The organism is Methylophaga sp. UBA678 (genome assembly GCF_002299105.1).
Classification (GTDB): Bacteria; Pseudomonadota; Gammaproteobacteria; order Nitrosococcales; family Methylophagaceae; genus Methylophaga; species Methylophaga marina.
Genome location: NZ_DBNG01000012.1, coordinates 32881 through 50098 on the forward strand (window position 1 = coordinate 32881; position 17218 = coordinate 50098).

Below are 17218 nucleotides of genomic sequence, written 5' to 3' on the forward strand. Positions count from 1 at the left end.
TTTCCAAAATAATATTGTGGGCAATATTATTTGATTTTAGCTTCTTTATACATAACGTGTTTGCGCACAACAGGATCAAACTTTTTGATCTCTAATTTTTCAGGCATGGTACGTTTGTTTTTATCTGTGGTGTAGTAGTGACCAGTACCAGCAGATGAGACTAATTTAATTTTATCGCGCATGTCTTACTCTCCTAAATTTTTTCGCCACGGGCGCGAATGTCAGTAAGGACGGAATCAATCCCTCTCTTATCGATGATGCGCAGACCATGGTTGCTGACACGCAGCTTGACCCAGCGATTTTCAGACTCAACCCAAAAACGGTGTGAGTGAAGGTTGGGTAAGAAACGACGTTTTGTTTTGTTATGAGCGTGTGAAACATTGTTACCGCTCATAGGGCGCTTGCCCGTTACCTGACATACTCTGGCCATTTTAAAACCTGCTCCTGATACACTTTTACCACAGGGCGCCGATTTTGGTCCCTGCCTGCATTTACAAAGCCGTACTTTATACCATACAAGACTATAGAAGTGTAGTGTAAATGTATTCGAATTTGCTACAGCCCCATACTGCTGAGTTTCTCGCTGAGCATCTCTTTTGAGACACTACCAATTTTGCGCATCACGACATCCCCTTCAGCGGAATATAAAAAATGCGTTGGAGTGACGCGTACATTACTAAATGCATTTGCCAGTTCACCTGTTTTATCCCAAGTGATGGTGTAGGGAATTTGTTTTTCTATGCGCATCGCTAATAAATGCTCAGGCTTGTCATGAGCCAACGCCACACTGATAACTTCTAAACCTTTGGGCACATATTCTTTATAAATGGCTTTGAGTTCCGGAAGTTCTTGCACACAAGCAGGACAGTCTGTCGCCCAGAAAATGACTAATAAAGGTTTGCCCTTGTAGTCCTGAAGTGAGTGGGTGTTTCCGTCTAAATCAGTGAAGGTCTTGTCCGGAAGGCCTTGTTGTCCTTGCACTGAATTAAAAATAAGTGCCGCGATAATGCCAAGAATAAGAATGCCAATGGCGGGTTTAATTATGTGTGTCATCAGTTATTTAAATCGTTAAAGTGAGTTGGCCTAATGCTTCTGTTAGTTTGAGGTTCTCTCGATAATCAACCGGGCAATCAATAACAGTCACGGTATTTCTGTCTAAAGCTTCTTTTAGAATGGGCATTAACTGCTCCGTCTCCTCAACTCTGACACCAACTGCACCAAAAGATTGCGCATACTGAACAAAATCCGGGTTGGTAAATTGTACATGACTGGTCCGACCAAATTGGTTTTGTTGTTTCCACTCAATCAGGCCGTAACTGGCATCGTTCCATACCAGAATGACTATAGCGATACTCAGGCGCATCGCGGTTTCGATTTCTTGAGAGTTCATCAAAAATCCAGCATCCCCTGTCACGGCCACAACTTTACGTTGGGGATTGGCTAATTTAGCGGCGATAGCACCCGGTACGGCAATGCCCATACTGGCAAATCCGTTGGATATGATGCAGGTATTAGGGTATTCACAGCGGAACATCCGTGACATCCACATTTTATGAGCACCTACGTCGCAGATGACAATGTCTTGTAAATCCATGGCTGTGCGCAGATCCCAGATGATTTTTTGTGGTTTCACTGGAAATTCCAGATCATCACGATGCATATTCATCTCAGTAATCAAACTGTCTCTCAATGTACGCATCGCCTTGCCCTGGTGTGGGGTAGTGATGGCGGCTACACGATTGAGGCTATGACGAATATTACCGACTACAGCCAAACTGATACTGTAGTGTCCATCCACTTCAGCATGAGTGGTATCTATGTGAACAATAGTACGATCACGCGATGGGTGCCAAAGATATGGGTGGTACTCCACAATATCGTAACCAATACAGATAATGACATCGGCATTGGCGAAACCACAGTTGGCGTAGTCATTCGATTGCAGGCCCACACTGCCCAAGGCCATTGGATGACGGAAGGGTACGACGCCTTTTGCCATAAAGGTATTGGCAATAGGGATGCCCAGCTTTTCTGAAAATTCAGCTAGTTCATCACAGGCATTGGCACGAATAACCCCGTTGCCTGCCAAAATAATCGGGCTTTTAGCATTTGAAATAACTTCTGCCGCACGTTCGATTTCTTCTGCTGCGGGTTCGGGAGCCGTTGCATTTTTGACACGTAACGGCACATCATCAATGTCCATTTCGGCAATATTTTCAGGAAACTCAATAAAGCAGGCCCCGGTTTTTTCTGTTTGAGCGACTTTAAACGCTTTACGAACCACTTCTGGAATAACTTCAGGGCTGACAATACGCGATGCGTATTTGGTTATTGGCCGAAACATCGCTTCCAAATCCAGCACTTGATGGGACTCTTTATGGAGTCGATGCGTCGACGCTTGTCCGGCAATAGCAATGAGTGGGGCGTGATCCATATTGGCATCCGCGACACCCGTGATGAGATTCGTTGCGCCTGGCCCCAGGGTAGCAATACAAACACCGGCATTACCTGTAAGTCGACCATAAACATCGGCCATAAAAGCCGCCCCCTGTTCATGGCGAGTGGTAATAAATTGGATAGATGAATCCAGCAATGCATCCATGACATCCAGATTTTCTTCACCTGGGATACCAAATATATATTCCACGCCTTCATTTTCGAGCGCTTTGACAAATAGCTCTGCTGCCTTCATCTGGCGGTTTCCTCATGCCCTGATTGATGTGTGCTGCAAGAATACCAGATAAGTGTCATATCTGACCCATAAAAAAGGGGCGGTGAGCCCCTTTAAAGTAGGATTATTTGAACGCATCAGGAATACGTTGATGCCAGTCTGTTTCTTGTTGATAACGATGACCGATATTTAATAATCTCGCTTCATCAAAGTAGTTACCAATAATTTGTAAACCGACAGGTAAGCCCTCAACGAAACCAGCTGGAATAGACATACCAGGCAAACCAGCCAGATTGGTATTGATGGTGTAAATATCTTCCAGATACATCGCAACCGGATCGTCTGTTTTCTCACCAAAACGGAAAGCAGGATTGGTGGCTGTTGGTCCCATAATCACATCGACTTCTTTAAATGCTTCCTGGAAGTCATTACTAATAAGACGACGGCATTGCTGTGCTTTTAAGTAGTAAGCATCGTAGTAACCAGCCGATAAGGCATAAGTACCAATCATGATGCGACGTTTGACTTCTTCGCCAAAACCTTCGCCACGTGAACGGGTGTAGAGATCCATTAAGTCTTTCGGATCTTCAGCGCGGTGACCGAAACGTACGCCATCCATTCTTGATAAGTTAGACGAACATTCTGCTGGCGCTACGACATAGTATGTCGGCACAGCCAGATCCGTGTTGGGTAAGGTGATTTCCTTTAATGTCGCGCCCATTTTTTCATATGTCTTGATGGCCGCTTCTACCGTAGCGGCTACACGCGGATCGAGGCCTTCACCAAAATATTCTTTTGGCAGGCCGATAGTTAGGCCTTCAAGTGAATCATTCAAACTCGCTGTGTAATCTGGCACATCACGATCGACACTCGTAGAGTCTTTCTCATCAAACCCTGACATCACGTTCATCAGCCAGGCAGCATCTTCAGCACTGTTGGCCATGGGGCCAGCTTGATCCAGGCTTGAAGCGAAAGCAATCATGCCGTAGCGAGAAATACGGCCATAAGTGGGTTTCAAACCGGTCAGATTACACAGAGAAGAAGGTTGACGAATCGAACCACCTGTATCCGTACCTGTAGCAACGGGCGCTAAACGTGCCGCCATGGCTGCTGCTGAACCACCTGATGAACCACCAGGTACGCGGTCGGTATCCCACGGATTTTTTACAGGGCCATACCAGCTGGTTTCATTCGACGAACCCATAGCAAATTCGTCCATATTGGTTTTACCCAATGTGACCATGCCGGCCTGGTCAATCTTTTCGACGACAGTGGCATCATAGGGAGCAATAAACTTATCCAGCATCTTGGAAGCGCAACTGGTGCGAACACCTTTTGTACAGAAAATATCTTTATGGGCGAGAGGAATGCCAGTTAAAACACCAGCTTTGTTTTCTGCCAATAACTTATCTGCGGCTTTTGCCTGTTCCAGTGCTCGCTCTTCGGTCACAGTGATGAAGGCATTTAAAGTGCCGTTATGCTGATTGATGCGGTCAAGATAATGCTGAGTGAGTTCAACACTGCTTATTTCATTGTTGTGCAGGGCTGCCGATAATTCTGAAAGTGATTTGTTATGCATGTGTTTGCCTGTGTTGCTTTATTCAATAACTTTAGGAACCAGATAGACACCGGCTTCAGTTTTAGGTGCAATCGCCTGAAATGCATCACGCTGATTGACTTCGGTCACACTGTCGGGGCGTAAACGCTGATGTGCATCGAGGGGGTGAGCCATAGGAAGTATGTCGTTAGTGTCAGCTGCGCTTAATTGGTCAACTAAATTAAGAATATTATTCAAATCCCGTGCATAATGAGGAATATCATCTTCCTGTATCGACAGGCGTGCGAGGTGCGCGATTTTTTCTACATCGTGTTTATCTAAACTCATCGACAGTTCCAAAGGTTAATTGCTTCAACAAAGCAGTAAGTTTAAATGATTAGTTGCTTGCCCAACAGCCCAGAGCATTGCTAAAGTATCTATTTTACCCCTTTCAGGTGTGGTTTCTTCAATGTTTGAACGTTTACGTGGAATTTTCTCCAACGATCTGTCGATCGATCTTGGAACAGCGAATACGCTGATTTATGTGCGCGGCAAAGGAATTGTCTTAGACGAGCCTTCTGTTGTTGCTATTCGTCAGGATAAAGGCCCTGGTGGTCCTCGTTCTATAGCTGCGGTCGGTGTCGAAGCCAAGCGCATGTTAGGACGAACGCCAGGTAATATCACTGCCATCAGGCCATTGAAAGATGGTGTTATCGCTGATTTCACCGTGACGGAAAAAATGTTGCAGCATTTTATTCGTAAAGTACACGAAGGACGTTTTCTCAAGCCGAGTCCGCGCGTTTTAGTTTGTGTTCCCTGTGGTTCAACGCAAGTTGAACGTCGTGCAATTCGCGAATCTGCTGCTGGCGCAGGGGCACGAGATGTGTTTCTGATTGAAGAGCCGATGGCAGCAGCCATTGGTGCCGGTATGCCTGTTGATGAAGCCAGCGGCTCGATGGTACTGGATATCGGTGGTGGTACAACAGAAGTCGCGGTTATCTCATTAAACGGTATTGTTTATTCTGCTTCAGTACGTATCGGTGGTGATTTATTTGATGAAGCCATAGTCAACTATGTGCGTCGAAACTACGGCACGTTAATTGGTGAATCAACCGCGGAAAAAATTAAAAAAGAAATTGGTTCAGCTTACCCCGGTAATGAAGTGCGTGAAATGGAAGTGCGTGGACGGAATCTGGCTGAAGGTGTGCCGAGAAGCTTTACTCTAAACAGTAATGAGATTTTGGAAGCCTTGCAGGATCCACTTTCTGGTATTGTAGCAGCGGTTAAGACTGCTTTAGAGCAAACTCCGCCAGAACTAGGTGCTGACGTGGCCGAGCGAGGTATCGTATTAACCGGTGGTGGTGCATTGCTGCGTGATTTGGATCGCTTACTTATCGAAGAAACAGGCTTACCTGCAATTATTGCAGAAGATCCACTTACCTGTGTCGCTCGTGGCGGTGGTCGTGCGCTTGAAATGATTGATGAAAAAGGTACAGACGTTTTTACCTTTGAATAATGATTTTTAGTTAATAAGTCGTAAGACCTTTGCGAGTGTTATGCATTTGCGAAGGTCTTTTAGTTTTGGACGTTGAGTTATTAAACCTTTATTTGCCCATACACCTTCTTTAAACACCCGGATGCTACTGGCGCTTGTAGCCTCTATCATGGTGTTTTTCCTTGATACGCGTCTGGATTACTTCAAACCTGTGCGTTCTTTGTTGTCAACGGCAGTCTATCCTGTGCAGGCGGCGGCATCGCTTCCTACAGATTTGAGTGAATGGGTCAGTGATTTTTTTCAGGATCGTAAACAATTACGAGAAAAAATTACCGTCATGGAAGCGAATAATATGTTGCAGAATATTCGCTTGCAGAAACTGCAGTCACTCGAACGAGAAAACATGCGACTCAAAGAGTTGTTAGGTTCATCATTTCGTCTGCAAGAACGTGTTCAAGTAGCAGAATTGCTGACCATAGATCTTGATCCTTTTTCTCAACAAGTCGTGATTGATAAGGGTGAAAATTATGGTGTGTATGTCGGGCAACCGGTGTTGGATGCCACAGGGGTAATGGGGCAGGTGACCGAAACCTCTGCCGTATCAAGTCGTGTTGTGTTGTTGACCGATCCAAGTCATAGCATCCCTGTTCAAATCAATCGTAATGGTCTTCGGGCTGTGGTCACGGGCCGAGGTTTAGGCGAGTACCTTCAAATGGATTTTCTACCACATAATGCGGATATTCGAGAAGGCGACTTATTAGTCACATCAGGGCTTGGTGGTCGGTTTCCTGTTGGCTATCCGGTAGGTAAAGTGGTATCCGTTGAGTTTCCTCAAGGTAAACCATTTGCTGATATCAAAGTGGAGCCAGCAGCCAAGTTATCCACAAGTCGTGAAGTGATGTTAGTTCTGCCAGGCGAAAAAATTCAAACAGAGCGCACAACAACGAAACCAGCTGAGGAATCGTCATCAACCACGGAGGTCGACAGTGGCGACGACAATTAGGACCCGTAATGGTTTTGTGATTGTTATCACGCTCATCATTTCCATTATGTTGATGCTGGTGCCGTTACCAGATTACGCGCGTTTTTTCCGGCCGGAATGGGTAGTGATGACACTCATTTACTGGGCGATGGCGTTGCCTCATCGTGTCAGTATTGGTGTGGCCTGGTTTACAGGCTTTGTCATGGATATCACCATGGGTGGGATATTGGGTGTGATGGCTTTCAGCTATGCACTAGCTATTTATTTGATAGCACGTTTCCATTTGCAGTTACGTCAATATCCACTTTGGCAACAAGCCTTAACCATTTTTTCTGTTGTGCTGTTGGTGGAGTTTGTTGATGTTGTCGCTACTCGAGCAACGTTGCACTGGGAAAGCTGGATGCCCGTGCTAACAAGTACGCTGTTATGGCCGGTGATGTATGCGATTCTGCGTAAAATTCGCCGTACATTTCAGGTAACGTGAACGTTATATGGCTTCAAAGTTTACGCTTAAAGATCATTTTCGTGAGAGTCGCCTTGTAAACGGACGTTTGTTATTCGCTGGTCTACTGTCAGTGATTATTTTTAGCATCGTGATCTTCCGGTTAGTGTATTTGCAAGTGTTTGAATATGAACACTTTGATTCACTCTCAGACCGTAACCGTGTGGATATCGAGCCATTACCGCCCCAGCGGGGACTCATTTACGATCGTAACGGGGTCTTGCTGGCTGAAAATATTCCAACATTCAGTTTGGAAATGGTACCTGAAAAAGTCCCCAATCTTGATGAAACCCTGCATGAGTTGAGTCAATTACTCGCTTTGTCTGAGGAGGACATAGAGGCCTTCAAGGAACGTATGCAGCGTCAGCGCCGCTTTCACCATGTCGTGATCCGGCAACGACTCACAGAAGAAGAGGTCGCTCGCTTCTCTGCTAACCGTTATCGTTTTCCTGGTGTGGATATCGAAGGTCGTCTGATACGACATTATCCACAGAATAACTTGTTTGCACATGCTGTTGGTTACGTTGGCCGTATTAACGAGCGTGATATGCAAATCATCGATCAGAAAGACTACAAAGGGACTTCTCAGATTGGTAAAACAGGCATTGAAAAGGAATACGAAGATAAACTACATGGCAGTGTGGGCTACCGTCAGGTAGAAACAAATGTTCAAGGCCGTATTGTACGTGAACTTCTGTCTGAACCCTCACAGTCAGGCGATGATTTATATTTAAACCTGGATATTAACCTGCAACGTGTCGCAGCGACATCATTGGGGGACTACAATGGCTCAGTGGTGGCGATTGACCCACGCAATGGTGGGGTTTTAGCGCTAGTGAGCAAGCCTGACTACAATCCGAATTCATTCGTTTCAGGTATCAGTAGTAAAGAATACGGGGCGTTGAGGGATTCGCCTGAGAGACCGTTGTTTGATAGAGCGCTTCGTGGTCACTATCCACCTGGTTCGACACTTAAACCTTTTGTGGCCTTGGCAGGACTGGAACTGGGCGTTGTCAATGAACGCTCTAAAACCTATTGTCCTGGATGGTATAGCTTACCAGGCAGTAGTCATCGTTATCGCTGCTGGAAAAGTTATGGCCATGGTATGGTTGATATGAAAGATGCAGTAGCTCAGTCTTGCGACGTATATTTCTACGATTTGGCTCATGCGCTGGGCATCGATCGTTTGCATCATTTTCTTGATTATTTTGGCTTTGGCCATCGCAGCGGTATCGATTTACCCAATGAAAGTGAAGGTTTGTCACCATCGAGTGAATGGAAACGAGCCAGTCGAAATCAAGCGTGGTTTCCAGGTGAAACATTGATTTCAGGAATAGGCCAGGGCTTTAACCAAACTACACCCGTTCAGCTGGCTCATGCTACAGCGACACTGGCTATGCGAGGCATCTCAATGCAGCCACAAGTGGTGAGGGCAAGTCGCCCGGCTGGGCAAGCAGATATGAATCTCAGGAACAGTGAGATTATGAACAATCTGCCAATGCAAAATAGTCAAAACTGGGAAGCCGTCGTGCAAGCCATGGTTGAAGTGATCCACGGAGAGCGGGGTACAGCCAGATCAGTGGGGAAAGACATGCCTTTTAAAGTGGCGGGTAAAACAGGGACAGCCCAGGTATTCGGCATAGCACAGGATGAAGAGTACGATGCTGAAACTCTGGAACGAAAGCTCCATGACCATGCTTTATTTATTGCCTTTGCTCCAGCCGATAAACCCGAGTTTGCTGTGGCTGTTGTGGTCGAAAATGGGGGGAGTGGTAGTAAAGTAGCCGCACCTATTGCTAGAAAATTAATTCAACAGTATTTTGGATTTGAAGTCGATGAGTAGTAGCCTGCTAAGCGATAGAAGAAAGCCGCATCAGTGGCAATTCTCCACCATGTTGCGGCGATTTCATATCGATCCTCTTTTGTTACTCGGCCTGCTTGTTTTGTTGGGTGCAGGATTAATGATGCTGTTCAGTGCTGGTGGGCAGGATACTGGCATTATTATTCGTCAGCTGGTGAGAATCGGTATGGCAGTGACGGTTATGCTAGCGATAGCTCAGATTGATCCTGACCGACTTCGCGATAATGCTTATCTGCTTTATGGCTTCGGCTTGGTTTTACTTATTGCTGTGTTGTTGTTTGGGCATGAGGGAAAAGGCGCTCAGCGTTGGTTGAATTTAGGCTTTTTCCGGTTCCAGCCTTCAGAAATTATCAAGTTGGCTGTACCTATTCTGGTAGCAGCCTATATTGCTGAACGGCCATTGCCTCCATCCACATGGCGTATTCTCGTTGGGTTAGTGTTAATTGGTCTGCCGGCGTTCCTTATTGCGAAACAGCCTGATTTAGGTACGGCTATTTTGATTGCCAGTTCTGGGCTGATTGTCTTATTTTTAGCCGGCATCAGTTGGAAAATTATTATTGGCTTTTTAGTCTCCTGTGCCTCTGCTGCTCCTGTACTGTGGTATTTCATGCACGATTATCAACGCCGCCGCGTGCTGACTTTTCTCAATCCGGAAAATGATCCTTTAGGCGCCGGCTATCATATTATTCAGTCAAAAATTGCTATTGGCTCTGGAGGCTTATTCGGTCAAGGATGGCTACAGGGCACACAGTCGCATTTAGAGTTCTTACCTGAACGTTCTACAGATTTTATTTTTGCTGTGATCTCAGAAGAGTTCGGTTTGGTCGGTGTCGCAATTTTATTATTTGTTTATTTACTGGTCGCTAGCAGAGGACTATATATTGCCAGTCAGGCTCAAAGTAGTTTCGCCAGACTGCTGGCAGGAAGTATTTCTATTACTTTCCTTGTCTATGTGTTCGTTAATGTTGGGATGGTAACAGGATTGTTACCCGTTGTAGGGGTGCCGCTGCCCCTGATCAGTTATGGGGGCACGTCAATGGTGACCCTGCTGGCAGGCTTCGGTATCCTGATGTCTATTCATACTCACCGAAGGATGATGTCACCGTGAAAAAAACGCTATTTAGTTCTTTGCTGCTGCTTGCCAGTATCCATGTGCAAGCTAATGACCAATTACCAGGTGTCGATTCCTTTATCGATAAGATGGTAACTAAACACGGTTTCGATCGTGCTGAGTTAGACAATGTATTTGACCAGGTCGACGTCAAAGATGCCATTCTTAAGGCTATCTCAAGGCCGGCTGAAAAAAGTAAGCCTTGGTATGAATACCGAAATATATTTCTGACCGATTCACGTATCAATGGTGGCTACGAATTCTGGCAACATCATAAAGAAGCGCTGGAAGCCGCTGAAAAACAATATGGCGTGCCAGCAGAGATCATTATTTCAATATTGGGTGTGGAAACACGTTATGGTCAGCATATGGGGGGCTATCGTGTCATTGATGCTTTATCAACACTGGCTTTCCGTTATCCACCACGCAGTCCTTTTTTTACCAGTGAACTGGAAAAGTTTTTAGTGCTAACTGAACAGGAAAAAATCTCTCGACTGGATCCTGTAGGTTCATATGCAGGAGCGATGGGATTGGGACAGTTTATGCCAAGTAGCTATCTGGCGTATGCGGTGGATTTTGATGGTGATGGCCATCGTGATATCTGGACGAATCCGACCGATGCTATTGGTAGTATCGCCAATTACCTGAAGTTACATGGTTGGGTACCTGGTCAATCTATCGTGCATCGCACACGGGCGAGTAAACCACTTCCTGAAGCCATGTTAGCCAACGATCTCAAACCCGCATTCACTCGACAGCAGCTAAAAGAAGCTGGCTTTTCACTCTCCCAAGTGCCAGCGGCTGATGATGTGTTATCTGTGGTTGGTTTAACACAAGCTGACGGTGAGGAATACTGGTTAGGCAGACAGAATTTTTATGCGATCACCCGCTATAATCATAGTCGTATGTATGCCATGGCTGTATATCAGCTGGCACAAGCTATTCGAGAAAAAATGGATAAGACCAAATGAGTTTGAGTTCACACCGATTAGCGTTGTTATTGCTAATCGGTTTTTTGACTTCATGTGGAGGTAAAGTTGGCGTTCTCGAGCAGGATAGTGCGCCCACACGCGTTCCGGATTTAAGTAATATTCCTGATGCAGTACCTAAAAATGAACCATTAAGTAAATATGGTAATCCCCGTCAATATAAAGTTTTAGGCAAAAACTATTACACCTTAAGTAGTGCTGAAGGGTATCGTGAAAAAGGGATTGCATCTTGGTACGGTACGAAGTTTCACGGTCGCAGAACGTCGAGCGGTGAAATTTACGATATGTACAAAATGACCGCTGCGCACAAGACATTACCTTTACCGACTTATGTGGAAGTGACTAACCTTGAAAACGGTAAAAAAGCCATTGTGAAGGTGAATGATCGCGGTCCGTTTCACGAAAACCGTGTGATTGATCTATCATATAGCGCAGCAACTAAGCTCGGGATTATTGCTAAAGGAACTGGGCTAGTGGAAGTACGAGCGCTAACCACACCAGGTAAAGCCACTGTGGCGCCTATAATCAAGGAAGCCGCACCTAAGGTGACCGCTTCGGTAAAGCCACTGAGCTCAGCAGAAATGTTCCTGCAAGTGGGGGCTTTCAGCAGCTTGAGTCGCGCTGAGCAAATAAAACGAAAATTACAGCATGAAGTCACTGGCGTCATTAGTATTACGCCATTTAAAAGTTCGCAGGGAACCCTATATCGTGTGCGTATAGGGCCAATAAGCAGCGTTGAACAAGGCGATAGCCTGGCGACGAAATTAGCTAATCTTGGTTATCCCAATTCGCACATTGTTATTGATTAAACATTTAGATTCAGAGAGTTCAATATGCTGAAACACACGAAAGTTGTTTTATTTCTGTCCTTTTTATTCGCATTTACCCAGGTTTTTGCTGGTGCTATCACACCTCAACCTTCCGCGCCGAGCGTCGCGGCAAAATCCTACATTTTAATGGATTATGACAGTGGTCGAATTCTGGCTGAAGAAAACGCGGACCAAAAATTACCCCCTGCGAGTATCACTAAACTAATGACATCTTATGTGGTGTCGCATGAACTGCATGCCGGCAACATTAAACTCGAAGATGAAGTGTTGATCAGTGAAAAAGCTTGGCGTATGCAAGGTTCACGCAGCTTTATGGAAGTAAACACCAAAGTCAGCCTTGAGTCTTTGATGCGAGGCATGATTGTACAGTCAGGTAATGATGCTGCAGTTGCACTAGCTGAGCATATTGCGGGTAGTGAAGAAACCTTTGCACAGATGATGAATCAGTATGCGCAGCAGCTTGGTATGTACAACACCAACTACATGAACGCGACAGGCTTACCTGATCCTGATCACTACACAACCGCACATGATATTGCGATTTTGTCGGCCGCCTTAATCCGTGACTTTCCTGAACACTATGAATGGTATTCAGAAAAAGAATACACCTACAACGGCATCACACAGCACAACCGTAACAAATTACTCTGGCGTGATAACAGTGTTGATGGTTTAAAAACAGGACATACCGAAGAAGCTGGATTCTGTCTTGCTGCCTCAGCAAAACGCGGCGATATGCGGTTGATTTCTGTGGTTTTAGGCACACGCAGCGAAAATGCACGTGCTCAAGAAACGCAAAAGTTGATGAACTACGGCTTCCGCTTCTTTGAAACGCATCAGCTGTATAAAGCCAATACCGGTATTATCGATACTAAAGTATGGAAAGGCGCGACGGATCAACTCGCTTTAGGTCTGACTAAGCCATTGTCTGTAACAGTACCACGTGGTCAATACGATCAACTAGAGGCGACTACCAATATTCAGCAACCCGTCATTGCGCCTGTTACAGCCGGTACTGTGTTAGGTGAAGTGGAGATTCGTCTTGGTGATGAAGTGGTCGCTAAACAAGAATTAGTGGCACTGAATGATGTTGAGCAAGGTAGCTGGTGGCGCCGTCTGATTGATGAAATCATGCTATGGATCTGGGGCTAAGCAGTCATGGCGACTGTCTTTCTGAACGATACGTTTTTGCCTGCTGAGCAGGCAAAAGTATCTGTTTACGATCGCGGTTTTTTATTCGGTGATGGGGTTTATGAAGTCATCCCTGTATACGGTCGCCAGCCTTTTCGTTTAAAAGCGCATTTATCCCGGCTGCAAAATAGTCTGGATGGGATTCATTTAAGTAATCCCTTCGACGATGCGCACTGGACACAGCTCATCACTCAGTTAATTGAACATAACGAGGGTGAAAATCAGGCCGTTTATCTACAGGTAACTCGAGGTGTGGCACCGCGTGAGCATGTCTTTCCGCAAGGGGTTAAGCCGACTGTCTTTATGATGAGCAATCCGCTTAATGCTGTCCCAAGCTTATATAAGACACAAGGAATTAAAGCAATCACGGTCGATGATATTCGTTGGCAGCGTTGCGATATCAAAGCCATTGCTTTGTTACCCAATACCATGCTGAGACAGCAAGCGCACGAGCAGGGTGCTGGAGAAGCCATTTTGATTCGTGATGGTGTGATGACTGAAGGCTCTGCCAGTAATAGTTATGCGGTTTTTGATGGCGTTATTTATACCGCAGCAAAAGACAATACAGTGCTGCCCGGTATTACTCGTGATTTTGTTCTCGAACTGGCGGCTATGACCGGTATTCCAGTTAGAGAAGAATCGGTGACTGCAGATAGACTCACCCAGGCGGACGAGATTTGGATTAGCAGCTCAACGCGAGAGTTATTACCGGTGACGACTCTGGATGATAAGCCTGTTGGCCAAGGTCTACCAGGCCCAATATGGCAGACAGTAAATGAACTATACCAACGTCATAAGTTGGAGATGAATGTATGAGTGAACAAGAACAATCTGAGACATTATTAGAGTTTCCCTGCGACTTTGCTATCAAGGCGATGGGAGAAGCGAGTGAGGAGCTCGATAGCATTGTTGTCGAAATTGTCCGGCGCCATGTCGATGATATTGCCGAGGGTGCAGTCAGTCAGAAGCATAGCTCCGGTGGTAAATTTACATCGGTCACGGTCACGATAAGAGCAACAAGTAAACCTCAGCTCGATGCTATTTACCAGGATTTGAGTGATCACGACGCTATCAAATACGTGCTTTAACGTTTATGCAAATTAAAGATCTGGGGCTGGTGGACTACCAGTCTACAGTTAATGCCATGCAGTCATTCACGCTTGAACGTGATGCTGAGACTGAAGATGAATTATGGTTGCTTGAACATCATCCCGTGTTTACCCAAGGCGCAAATGGTGACCCATCTCATATTTTGATGGACTCGACTATTCCCATTGTGACCACAGATCGTGGTGGACAAGTGACTTATCATGGTCCAGGACAATTAGTTGTGTATACCTTAGTGGATATACGGCGAGCCAAGATGGGTGTCAGACAGATGGTTACGCATCTCGAACAAACAGTGACCAGCATCCTTGCTCATTATGATATCGATGCCTATGCCAGACCTGACGCGCCTGGTGTCTATGTCGATGAACAAAAAATTGCCTCTCTGGGCTTACGTGTTAAACGTGGGGCTTGTTATCACGGCCTTAGCTTGAATATTGATATGGATCTCGTACCTTTCAGTTACATTAATCCATGTGGTTATGCGGGTATGGAAGTGATTGATATGACGTCGCTCGGTATTGATATATCAATGTCAGAAGCGAAACAACAATTTGTGTCTGCTTTTCAGCAACAGACACAATTAGGAATAAATGCATGAGTGAATTAACAGACGGTAGACGTGACGTTCGCGCTTTAAAAGGCGAATCAAAGGTTTCCCGTATTCCCATTAAAATCGAGCCAAGCGAGCCAAAACGAAAACCAGAATGGATTCGGGCCAAATCGCATGGCAACCCTAAGGTTAAACATATTAAAGACATGCTTCGTGAGCACAAGCTGCATACCGTCTGCGAAGAGGCTGCATGTCCTAATTTAGGGGAATGTTTTTCCCATGGCACTGCGACATTTCTGATTATGGGGAATATATGTACTCGACGCTGCCCGTTTTGTGATGTGGCGCATGGTCGTCCTGATCCATTAGATGAGAACGAACCAGCACATCTGGCAAAAACCATTGCTGCTATGCAACTGAAGCATGTTGTGGTGACCTCAGTCGATCGTGATGATCTACGTGATGGTGGAGCGGCCCATTTTGTTCGTTGTATCGATGAAATTCGTCAACAGTCACCGCAAACCAATATTGAAGTACTGGTGCCAGACTTTCGCGGTCGTATGGATGTGGCGCTCGATATTCTGAAACAAAGTCCGCCGGATATCTTCAATCACAATCTGGAAAGTATTCCCCGCTTATATAAAGCGGTCAGACCTGGCTCTGACTACCAGTGGTCTCTGGATTTAATCAAACGATTTCAAGAGATGCATCCCGATGTGCCGACCAAATCCGGTTTGATGCTGGGCTTGGGTGAAACCATCGATGAAGTCAAACAAGTGATGCAAGATCTGCGAGACCATGGTTGTCGTATGCTGACATTAGGCCAATACCTGCAACCGAGCAGGCATCACTTACCGGTCGAACGTTTTATCACGCCAGCCGAATTTGATGATCTTGCCGTGGCAGGCAAACAAATGGGCTTTGAACATGTCGCCAGTGGTCCGATGGTACGTTCTTCTTATCATGCCGATTTACAGGCACAGGGTGAGCATGTTTCCTGATTAGTGTGGAGAGTTATTATGGCCATTAACCGTCGGCAACTGATAAAGACAGGGATAACAGCCTCAGCTTTGGCTGCATTTCCCAACATGAGTTCGGCCATAATAACGCCTTCGAAAAAATCACAACGTGTTGTGGTGGTGGGTGGTGGCTTTGCGGGTGCCACGGCTGCCAAATACTTACGCATGTGGTCGCCGGATCTTGAAGTGATTCTGATTGAGAAAAAAACGGCTTTTGTTTCCTGCCCACAAAGTAATCTCGTGTTAAGTGGTCATCGAACCCTACAACAATTAACCTTTGATTATCACGGTTTGAGTTCTCACTACGGTGTAAAGATGATTCAGTCCATAGTCAATGCGGTGGATGTTGATAACAAAAATGTGCGTCTTGATGATGGCACAGTGGTAGATTATGACCGCCTTATCATTGCTCCTGGCGTGGATTTTATTTATGACCAGCTGAGCATTCTGACACCTGAGATTGTTGAGACTAAAATTCCGCATGCCTGGAAAGCTGGGCCGCAAACACAGTTGCTTCATGAACAATTAAAAGCGATGCGTAAAGGTGGTAAGGTGGTAATGACGATTCCACAAGCTCCATTTCGTTGTCCCCCCGGCCCTTATGAACGTGCTTGCCAAATCGCTTTATTTTTAAAACAACATAATCCTACAGCCAAATTAATCATTCTGGATGCCAATGGCGATATTGTGTCCAAAAAAGCGTTATTTAAGGGCGTTTGGGATGATCACTATGCCGACATCATTGATTATCAACCCAGTAATGGCATAGAAACAGTTGATGTTGATACGTTAACGGTTGAAGGTTTGTTCGATAAAGTCCAAGCCGACGTTCTGAATGTCATTCCACCGCAACGCGCAGGAAAAGTGGCTGAGTTGGCAGGTGTGATGAATGTCGATAAACGTTGGTGCGAGGTCGACTTCAGCACTTATGAGTCGACAGCTGTACCTGATGTACACGTGATAGGTGATGCCGTGGCAGCCACCTTGCCCAAATCAGGCCATATTGCCAATGTGCAGGCAAAAGTCTGTGCCGCTGCAGTCATTGCTCTATTACACGAACAGGAAGTTGAACCTGAACCGGTGTTTGGCAATACCTGTTATAGTTTTACTGACGGCGAAAAAGCAGGCTATGTCGCGGCCGTATTCAGATATGATCCAAAGACGGAAAAAATGGCGGTGATGCCCGGCGGAGGAATAACCACCACCCCAACACTGCTGCAAGGGGAGTTTGCTGATGCCTGGGCACACAATATCTGGTCAGATATCTTGAGATAACTCCATAAAATCAGTAGCTAATAACATCGGAGATGCTGCTCTACCTGCAATGCAGTATAATGCCAGCTTTTCCGATAATCTCCACCATCAAGATA

The 17218-nt window shown here is 45.7% G+C and carries 19 protein-coding genes; 13 read left to right on the top strand and 6 right to left on the bottom strand.

The annotated features are described in order from the left end of the window. Window positions 1–26: 26 nt before the first annotated feature. From rpmG to gatC, 6 genes are all read right to left on the bottom strand, one after another. On the bottom strand, window positions 27–182 hold the full coding sequence (gene rpmG / locus B3014_RS06970; protein WP_007146528.1) for a 50S ribosomal protein L33: 156 nt from the start codon (window positions 180–182) through the stop codon (window positions 27–29). A gap of 11 nt (window positions 183–193) precedes the next feature. Then, window positions 194–430 (bottom strand): 50S ribosomal protein L28, encoded by a 237-nt coding sequence (gene rpmB / locus B3014_RS06975; protein ID WP_007146527.1) that lies wholly within the window; start codon window positions 428–430, stop codon window positions 194–196. Between the two features lie 125 nt (window positions 431–555). Beyond that, a complete protein-coding gene (locus tag B3014_RS06980) occupies window positions 556–1053 on the bottom strand; it encodes a TlpA family protein disulfide reductase (protein ID WP_289243305.1) in 498 nt (165 codons plus the stop codon). A 7-nt stretch (window positions 1054–1060) separates the two neighbouring features. Further along, complete coding sequence (locus tag B3014_RS06985) at window positions 1061–2692, bottom strand: acetolactate synthase large subunit (protein WP_289243306.1); 1632 nt, start codon at window positions 2690–2692, stop codon at window positions 1061–1063. Window positions 2693–2795: 103 nt separating this feature from the next. After that, window positions 2796–4250, bottom strand: coding sequence for an Asp-tRNA(Asn)/Glu-tRNA(Gln) amidotransferase subunit GatA (gene gatA, locus B3014_RS06990; RefSeq protein ID WP_289243307.1), 1455 nt, complete (start codon window positions 4248–4250; stop codon window positions 2796–2798). 18 nt (window positions 4251–4268) lie between these two features. After that, window positions 4269–4556, bottom strand: coding sequence for an Asp-tRNA(Asn)/Glu-tRNA(Gln) amidotransferase subunit GatC (gene gatC / locus B3014_RS06995; RefSeq protein WP_286304077.1), 288 nt, complete (start codon window positions 4554–4556; stop codon window positions 4269–4271). A gap of 121 nt (window positions 4557–4677) precedes the next feature. On the opposite strand from gatC, the gene B3014_RS07000 reads away from it, so the two are divergent. From B3014_RS07000 to B3014_RS07060, 13 genes are all read left to right on the top strand, one after another. Continuing rightward, a complete protein-coding gene (locus B3014_RS07000; RefSeq protein ID WP_091715336.1) occupies window positions 4678–5724 on the top strand; it encodes a rod shape-determining protein in 1047 nt (348 codons plus the stop codon). A 79-nt stretch (window positions 5725–5803) separates the two neighbouring features. Then, the gene (gene mreC / locus B3014_RS07005; protein WP_289243475.1) at window positions 5804–6706 is read left to right on the top strand and encodes a rod shape-determining protein MreC; all 903 of its coding nucleotides are present in this window, start codon (window positions 5804–5806) and stop codon (window positions 6704–6706) included. After that, window positions 6690–7169, top strand: a complete 480-nt coding sequence (gene mreD, locus B3014_RS07010; protein ID WP_289243308.1) for a rod shape-determining protein MreD — start codon at window positions 6690–6692, stop codon at window positions 7167–7169. Before mreC ends, mreD begins: the two co-directional genes overlap by 17 nt. Window positions 7170–7176: 7 nt before the next feature. After that, window positions 7177–9030 carry a penicillin-binding protein 2 gene (gene mrdA, locus B3014_RS07015; protein ID WP_289243309.1) on the top strand — a complete coding sequence of 618 codons (1854 nt, stop codon included), beginning with the start codon at window positions 7177–7179 and terminating at the stop codon, window positions 9028–9030. Then, the gene (rodA, locus tag B3014_RS07020; RefSeq protein WP_289243310.1) at window positions 9023–10156 is read left to right on the top strand and encodes a rod shape-determining protein RodA; all 1134 of its coding nucleotides are present in this window, start codon (window positions 9023–9025) and stop codon (window positions 10154–10156) included. The genes mrdA and rodA overlap by 8 nt, the downstream gene beginning before the upstream one ends. Then, window positions 10153–11130, top strand: coding sequence for a lytic murein transglycosylase B (mltB, locus tag B3014_RS07025; RefSeq protein WP_289243311.1), 978 nt, complete (start codon window positions 10153–10155; stop codon window positions 11128–11130). The genes rodA and mltB overlap by 4 nt, the downstream gene beginning before the upstream one ends. Beyond that, complete coding sequence (locus tag B3014_RS07030) at window positions 11127–11957, top strand: septal ring lytic transglycosylase RlpA family protein (protein ID WP_289243312.1); 831 nt, start codon at window positions 11127–11129, stop codon at window positions 11955–11957. Before mltB ends, B3014_RS07030 begins: the two co-directional genes overlap by 4 nt. A gap of 24 nt (window positions 11958–11981) precedes the next feature. Continuing rightward, the gene (locus B3014_RS07035) at window positions 11982–13130 is read left to right on the top strand and encodes a D-alanyl-D-alanine carboxypeptidase family protein (protein ID WP_286304079.1); all 1149 of its coding nucleotides are present in this window, start codon (window positions 11982–11984) and stop codon (window positions 13128–13130) included. A gap of 6 nt (window positions 13131–13136) precedes the next feature. Further along, complete coding sequence (gene dat / locus B3014_RS07040; protein WP_289243313.1) at window positions 13137–13985, top strand: D-amino-acid transaminase; 849 nt, start codon at window positions 13137–13139, stop codon at window positions 13983–13985. Further along, a complete protein-coding gene (locus B3014_RS07045; protein WP_286304081.1) occupies window positions 13982–14257 on the top strand; it encodes an HP0495 family protein in 276 nt (91 codons plus the stop codon). The genes dat and B3014_RS07045 overlap by 4 nt, the downstream gene beginning before the upstream one ends. 5 nt (window positions 14258–14262) lie before the next feature. Then, a complete protein-coding gene (gene lipB / locus B3014_RS07050) occupies window positions 14263–14877 on the top strand; it encodes a lipoyl(octanoyl) transferase LipB (RefSeq protein ID WP_289243314.1) in 615 nt (204 codons plus the stop codon). Continuing rightward, the gene (lipA, locus tag B3014_RS07055; protein ID WP_289243315.1) at window positions 14874–15830 is read left to right on the top strand and encodes a lipoyl synthase; all 957 of its coding nucleotides are present in this window, start codon (window positions 14874–14876) and stop codon (window positions 15828–15830) included. The genes lipB and lipA overlap by 4 nt, the downstream gene beginning before the upstream one ends. A gap of 18 nt (window positions 15831–15848) precedes the next feature. Then, window positions 15849–17123, top strand: a complete 1275-nt coding sequence (locus B3014_RS07060; RefSeq protein ID WP_289243316.1) for an NAD(P)/FAD-dependent oxidoreductase — start codon at window positions 15849–15851, stop codon at window positions 17121–17123. The last annotated feature ends 95 nt before the right edge of the window (window positions 17124–17218 follow it).

What these genes read in the sequence shown, in the direction of transcription:
- rpmG (WP_007146528.1), bottom strand. Translation starts at nt 182, where the DNA reads ATGCGCGATAAAATTAAATTAGTCTCATCTGCTGGTACTGGTCACTAC.
- rpmB (WP_007146527.1), bottom strand. Translation starts at nt 430, where the DNA reads ATGGCCAGAGTATGTCAGGTAACGGGCAAGCGCCCTATGAGCGGTAAC.
- B3014_RS06980 (WP_289243305.1), bottom strand. Translation starts at nt 1,053, where the DNA reads ATGACACACATAATTAAACCCGCCATTGGCATTCTTATTCTTGGCATT.
- B3014_RS06985 (WP_289243306.1), bottom strand. Translation starts at nt 2,692, where the DNA reads ATGAAGGCAGCAGAGCTATTTGTCAAAGCGCTCGAAAATGAAGGCGTG.
- gatA (WP_289243307.1), bottom strand. Translation starts at nt 4,250, where the DNA reads ATGCATAACAAATCACTTTCAGAATTATCGGCAGCCCTGCACAACAAT.
- gatC (WP_286304077.1), bottom strand. Translation starts at nt 4,556, where the DNA reads ATGAGTTTAGATAAACACGATGTAGAAAAAATCGCGCACCTCGCACGC.
- B3014_RS07000 (WP_091715336.1), top strand. Translation starts at nt 4,678, where the DNA reads ATGTTTGAACGTTTACGTGGAATTTTCTCCAACGATCTGTCGATCGAT.
- mrdA (WP_289243309.1), top strand. Translation starts at nt 7,177, where the DNA reads ATGGCTTCAAAGTTTACGCTTAAAGATCATTTTCGTGAGAGTCGCCTT.
- rodA (WP_289243310.1), top strand. Translation starts at nt 9,023, where the DNA reads ATGAGTAGTAGCCTGCTAAGCGATAGAAGAAAGCCGCATCAGTGGCAA.
- B3014_RS07030 (WP_289243312.1), top strand. Translation starts at nt 11,127, where the DNA reads ATGAGTTTGAGTTCACACCGATTAGCGTTGTTATTGCTAATCGGTTTT.
- B3014_RS07035 (WP_286304079.1), top strand. Translation starts at nt 11,982, where the DNA reads ATGCTGAAACACACGAAAGTTGTTTTATTTCTGTCCTTTTTATTCGCA.
- dat (WP_289243313.1), top strand. Translation starts at nt 13,137, where the DNA reads ATGGCGACTGTCTTTCTGAACGATACGTTTTTGCCTGCTGAGCAGGCA.
- B3014_RS07045 (WP_286304081.1), top strand. Translation starts at nt 13,982, where the DNA reads ATGAGTGAACAAGAACAATCTGAGACATTATTAGAGTTTCCCTGCGAC.
- lipB (WP_289243314.1), top strand. Translation starts at nt 14,263, where the DNA reads ATGCAAATTAAAGATCTGGGGCTGGTGGACTACCAGTCTACAGTTAAT.
- lipA (WP_289243315.1), top strand. Translation starts at nt 14,874, where the DNA reads ATGAGTGAATTAACAGACGGTAGACGTGACGTTCGCGCTTTAAAAGGC.
- B3014_RS07060 (WP_289243316.1), top strand. Translation starts at nt 15,849, where the DNA reads ATGGCCATTAACCGTCGGCAACTGATAAAGACAGGGATAACAGCCTCA.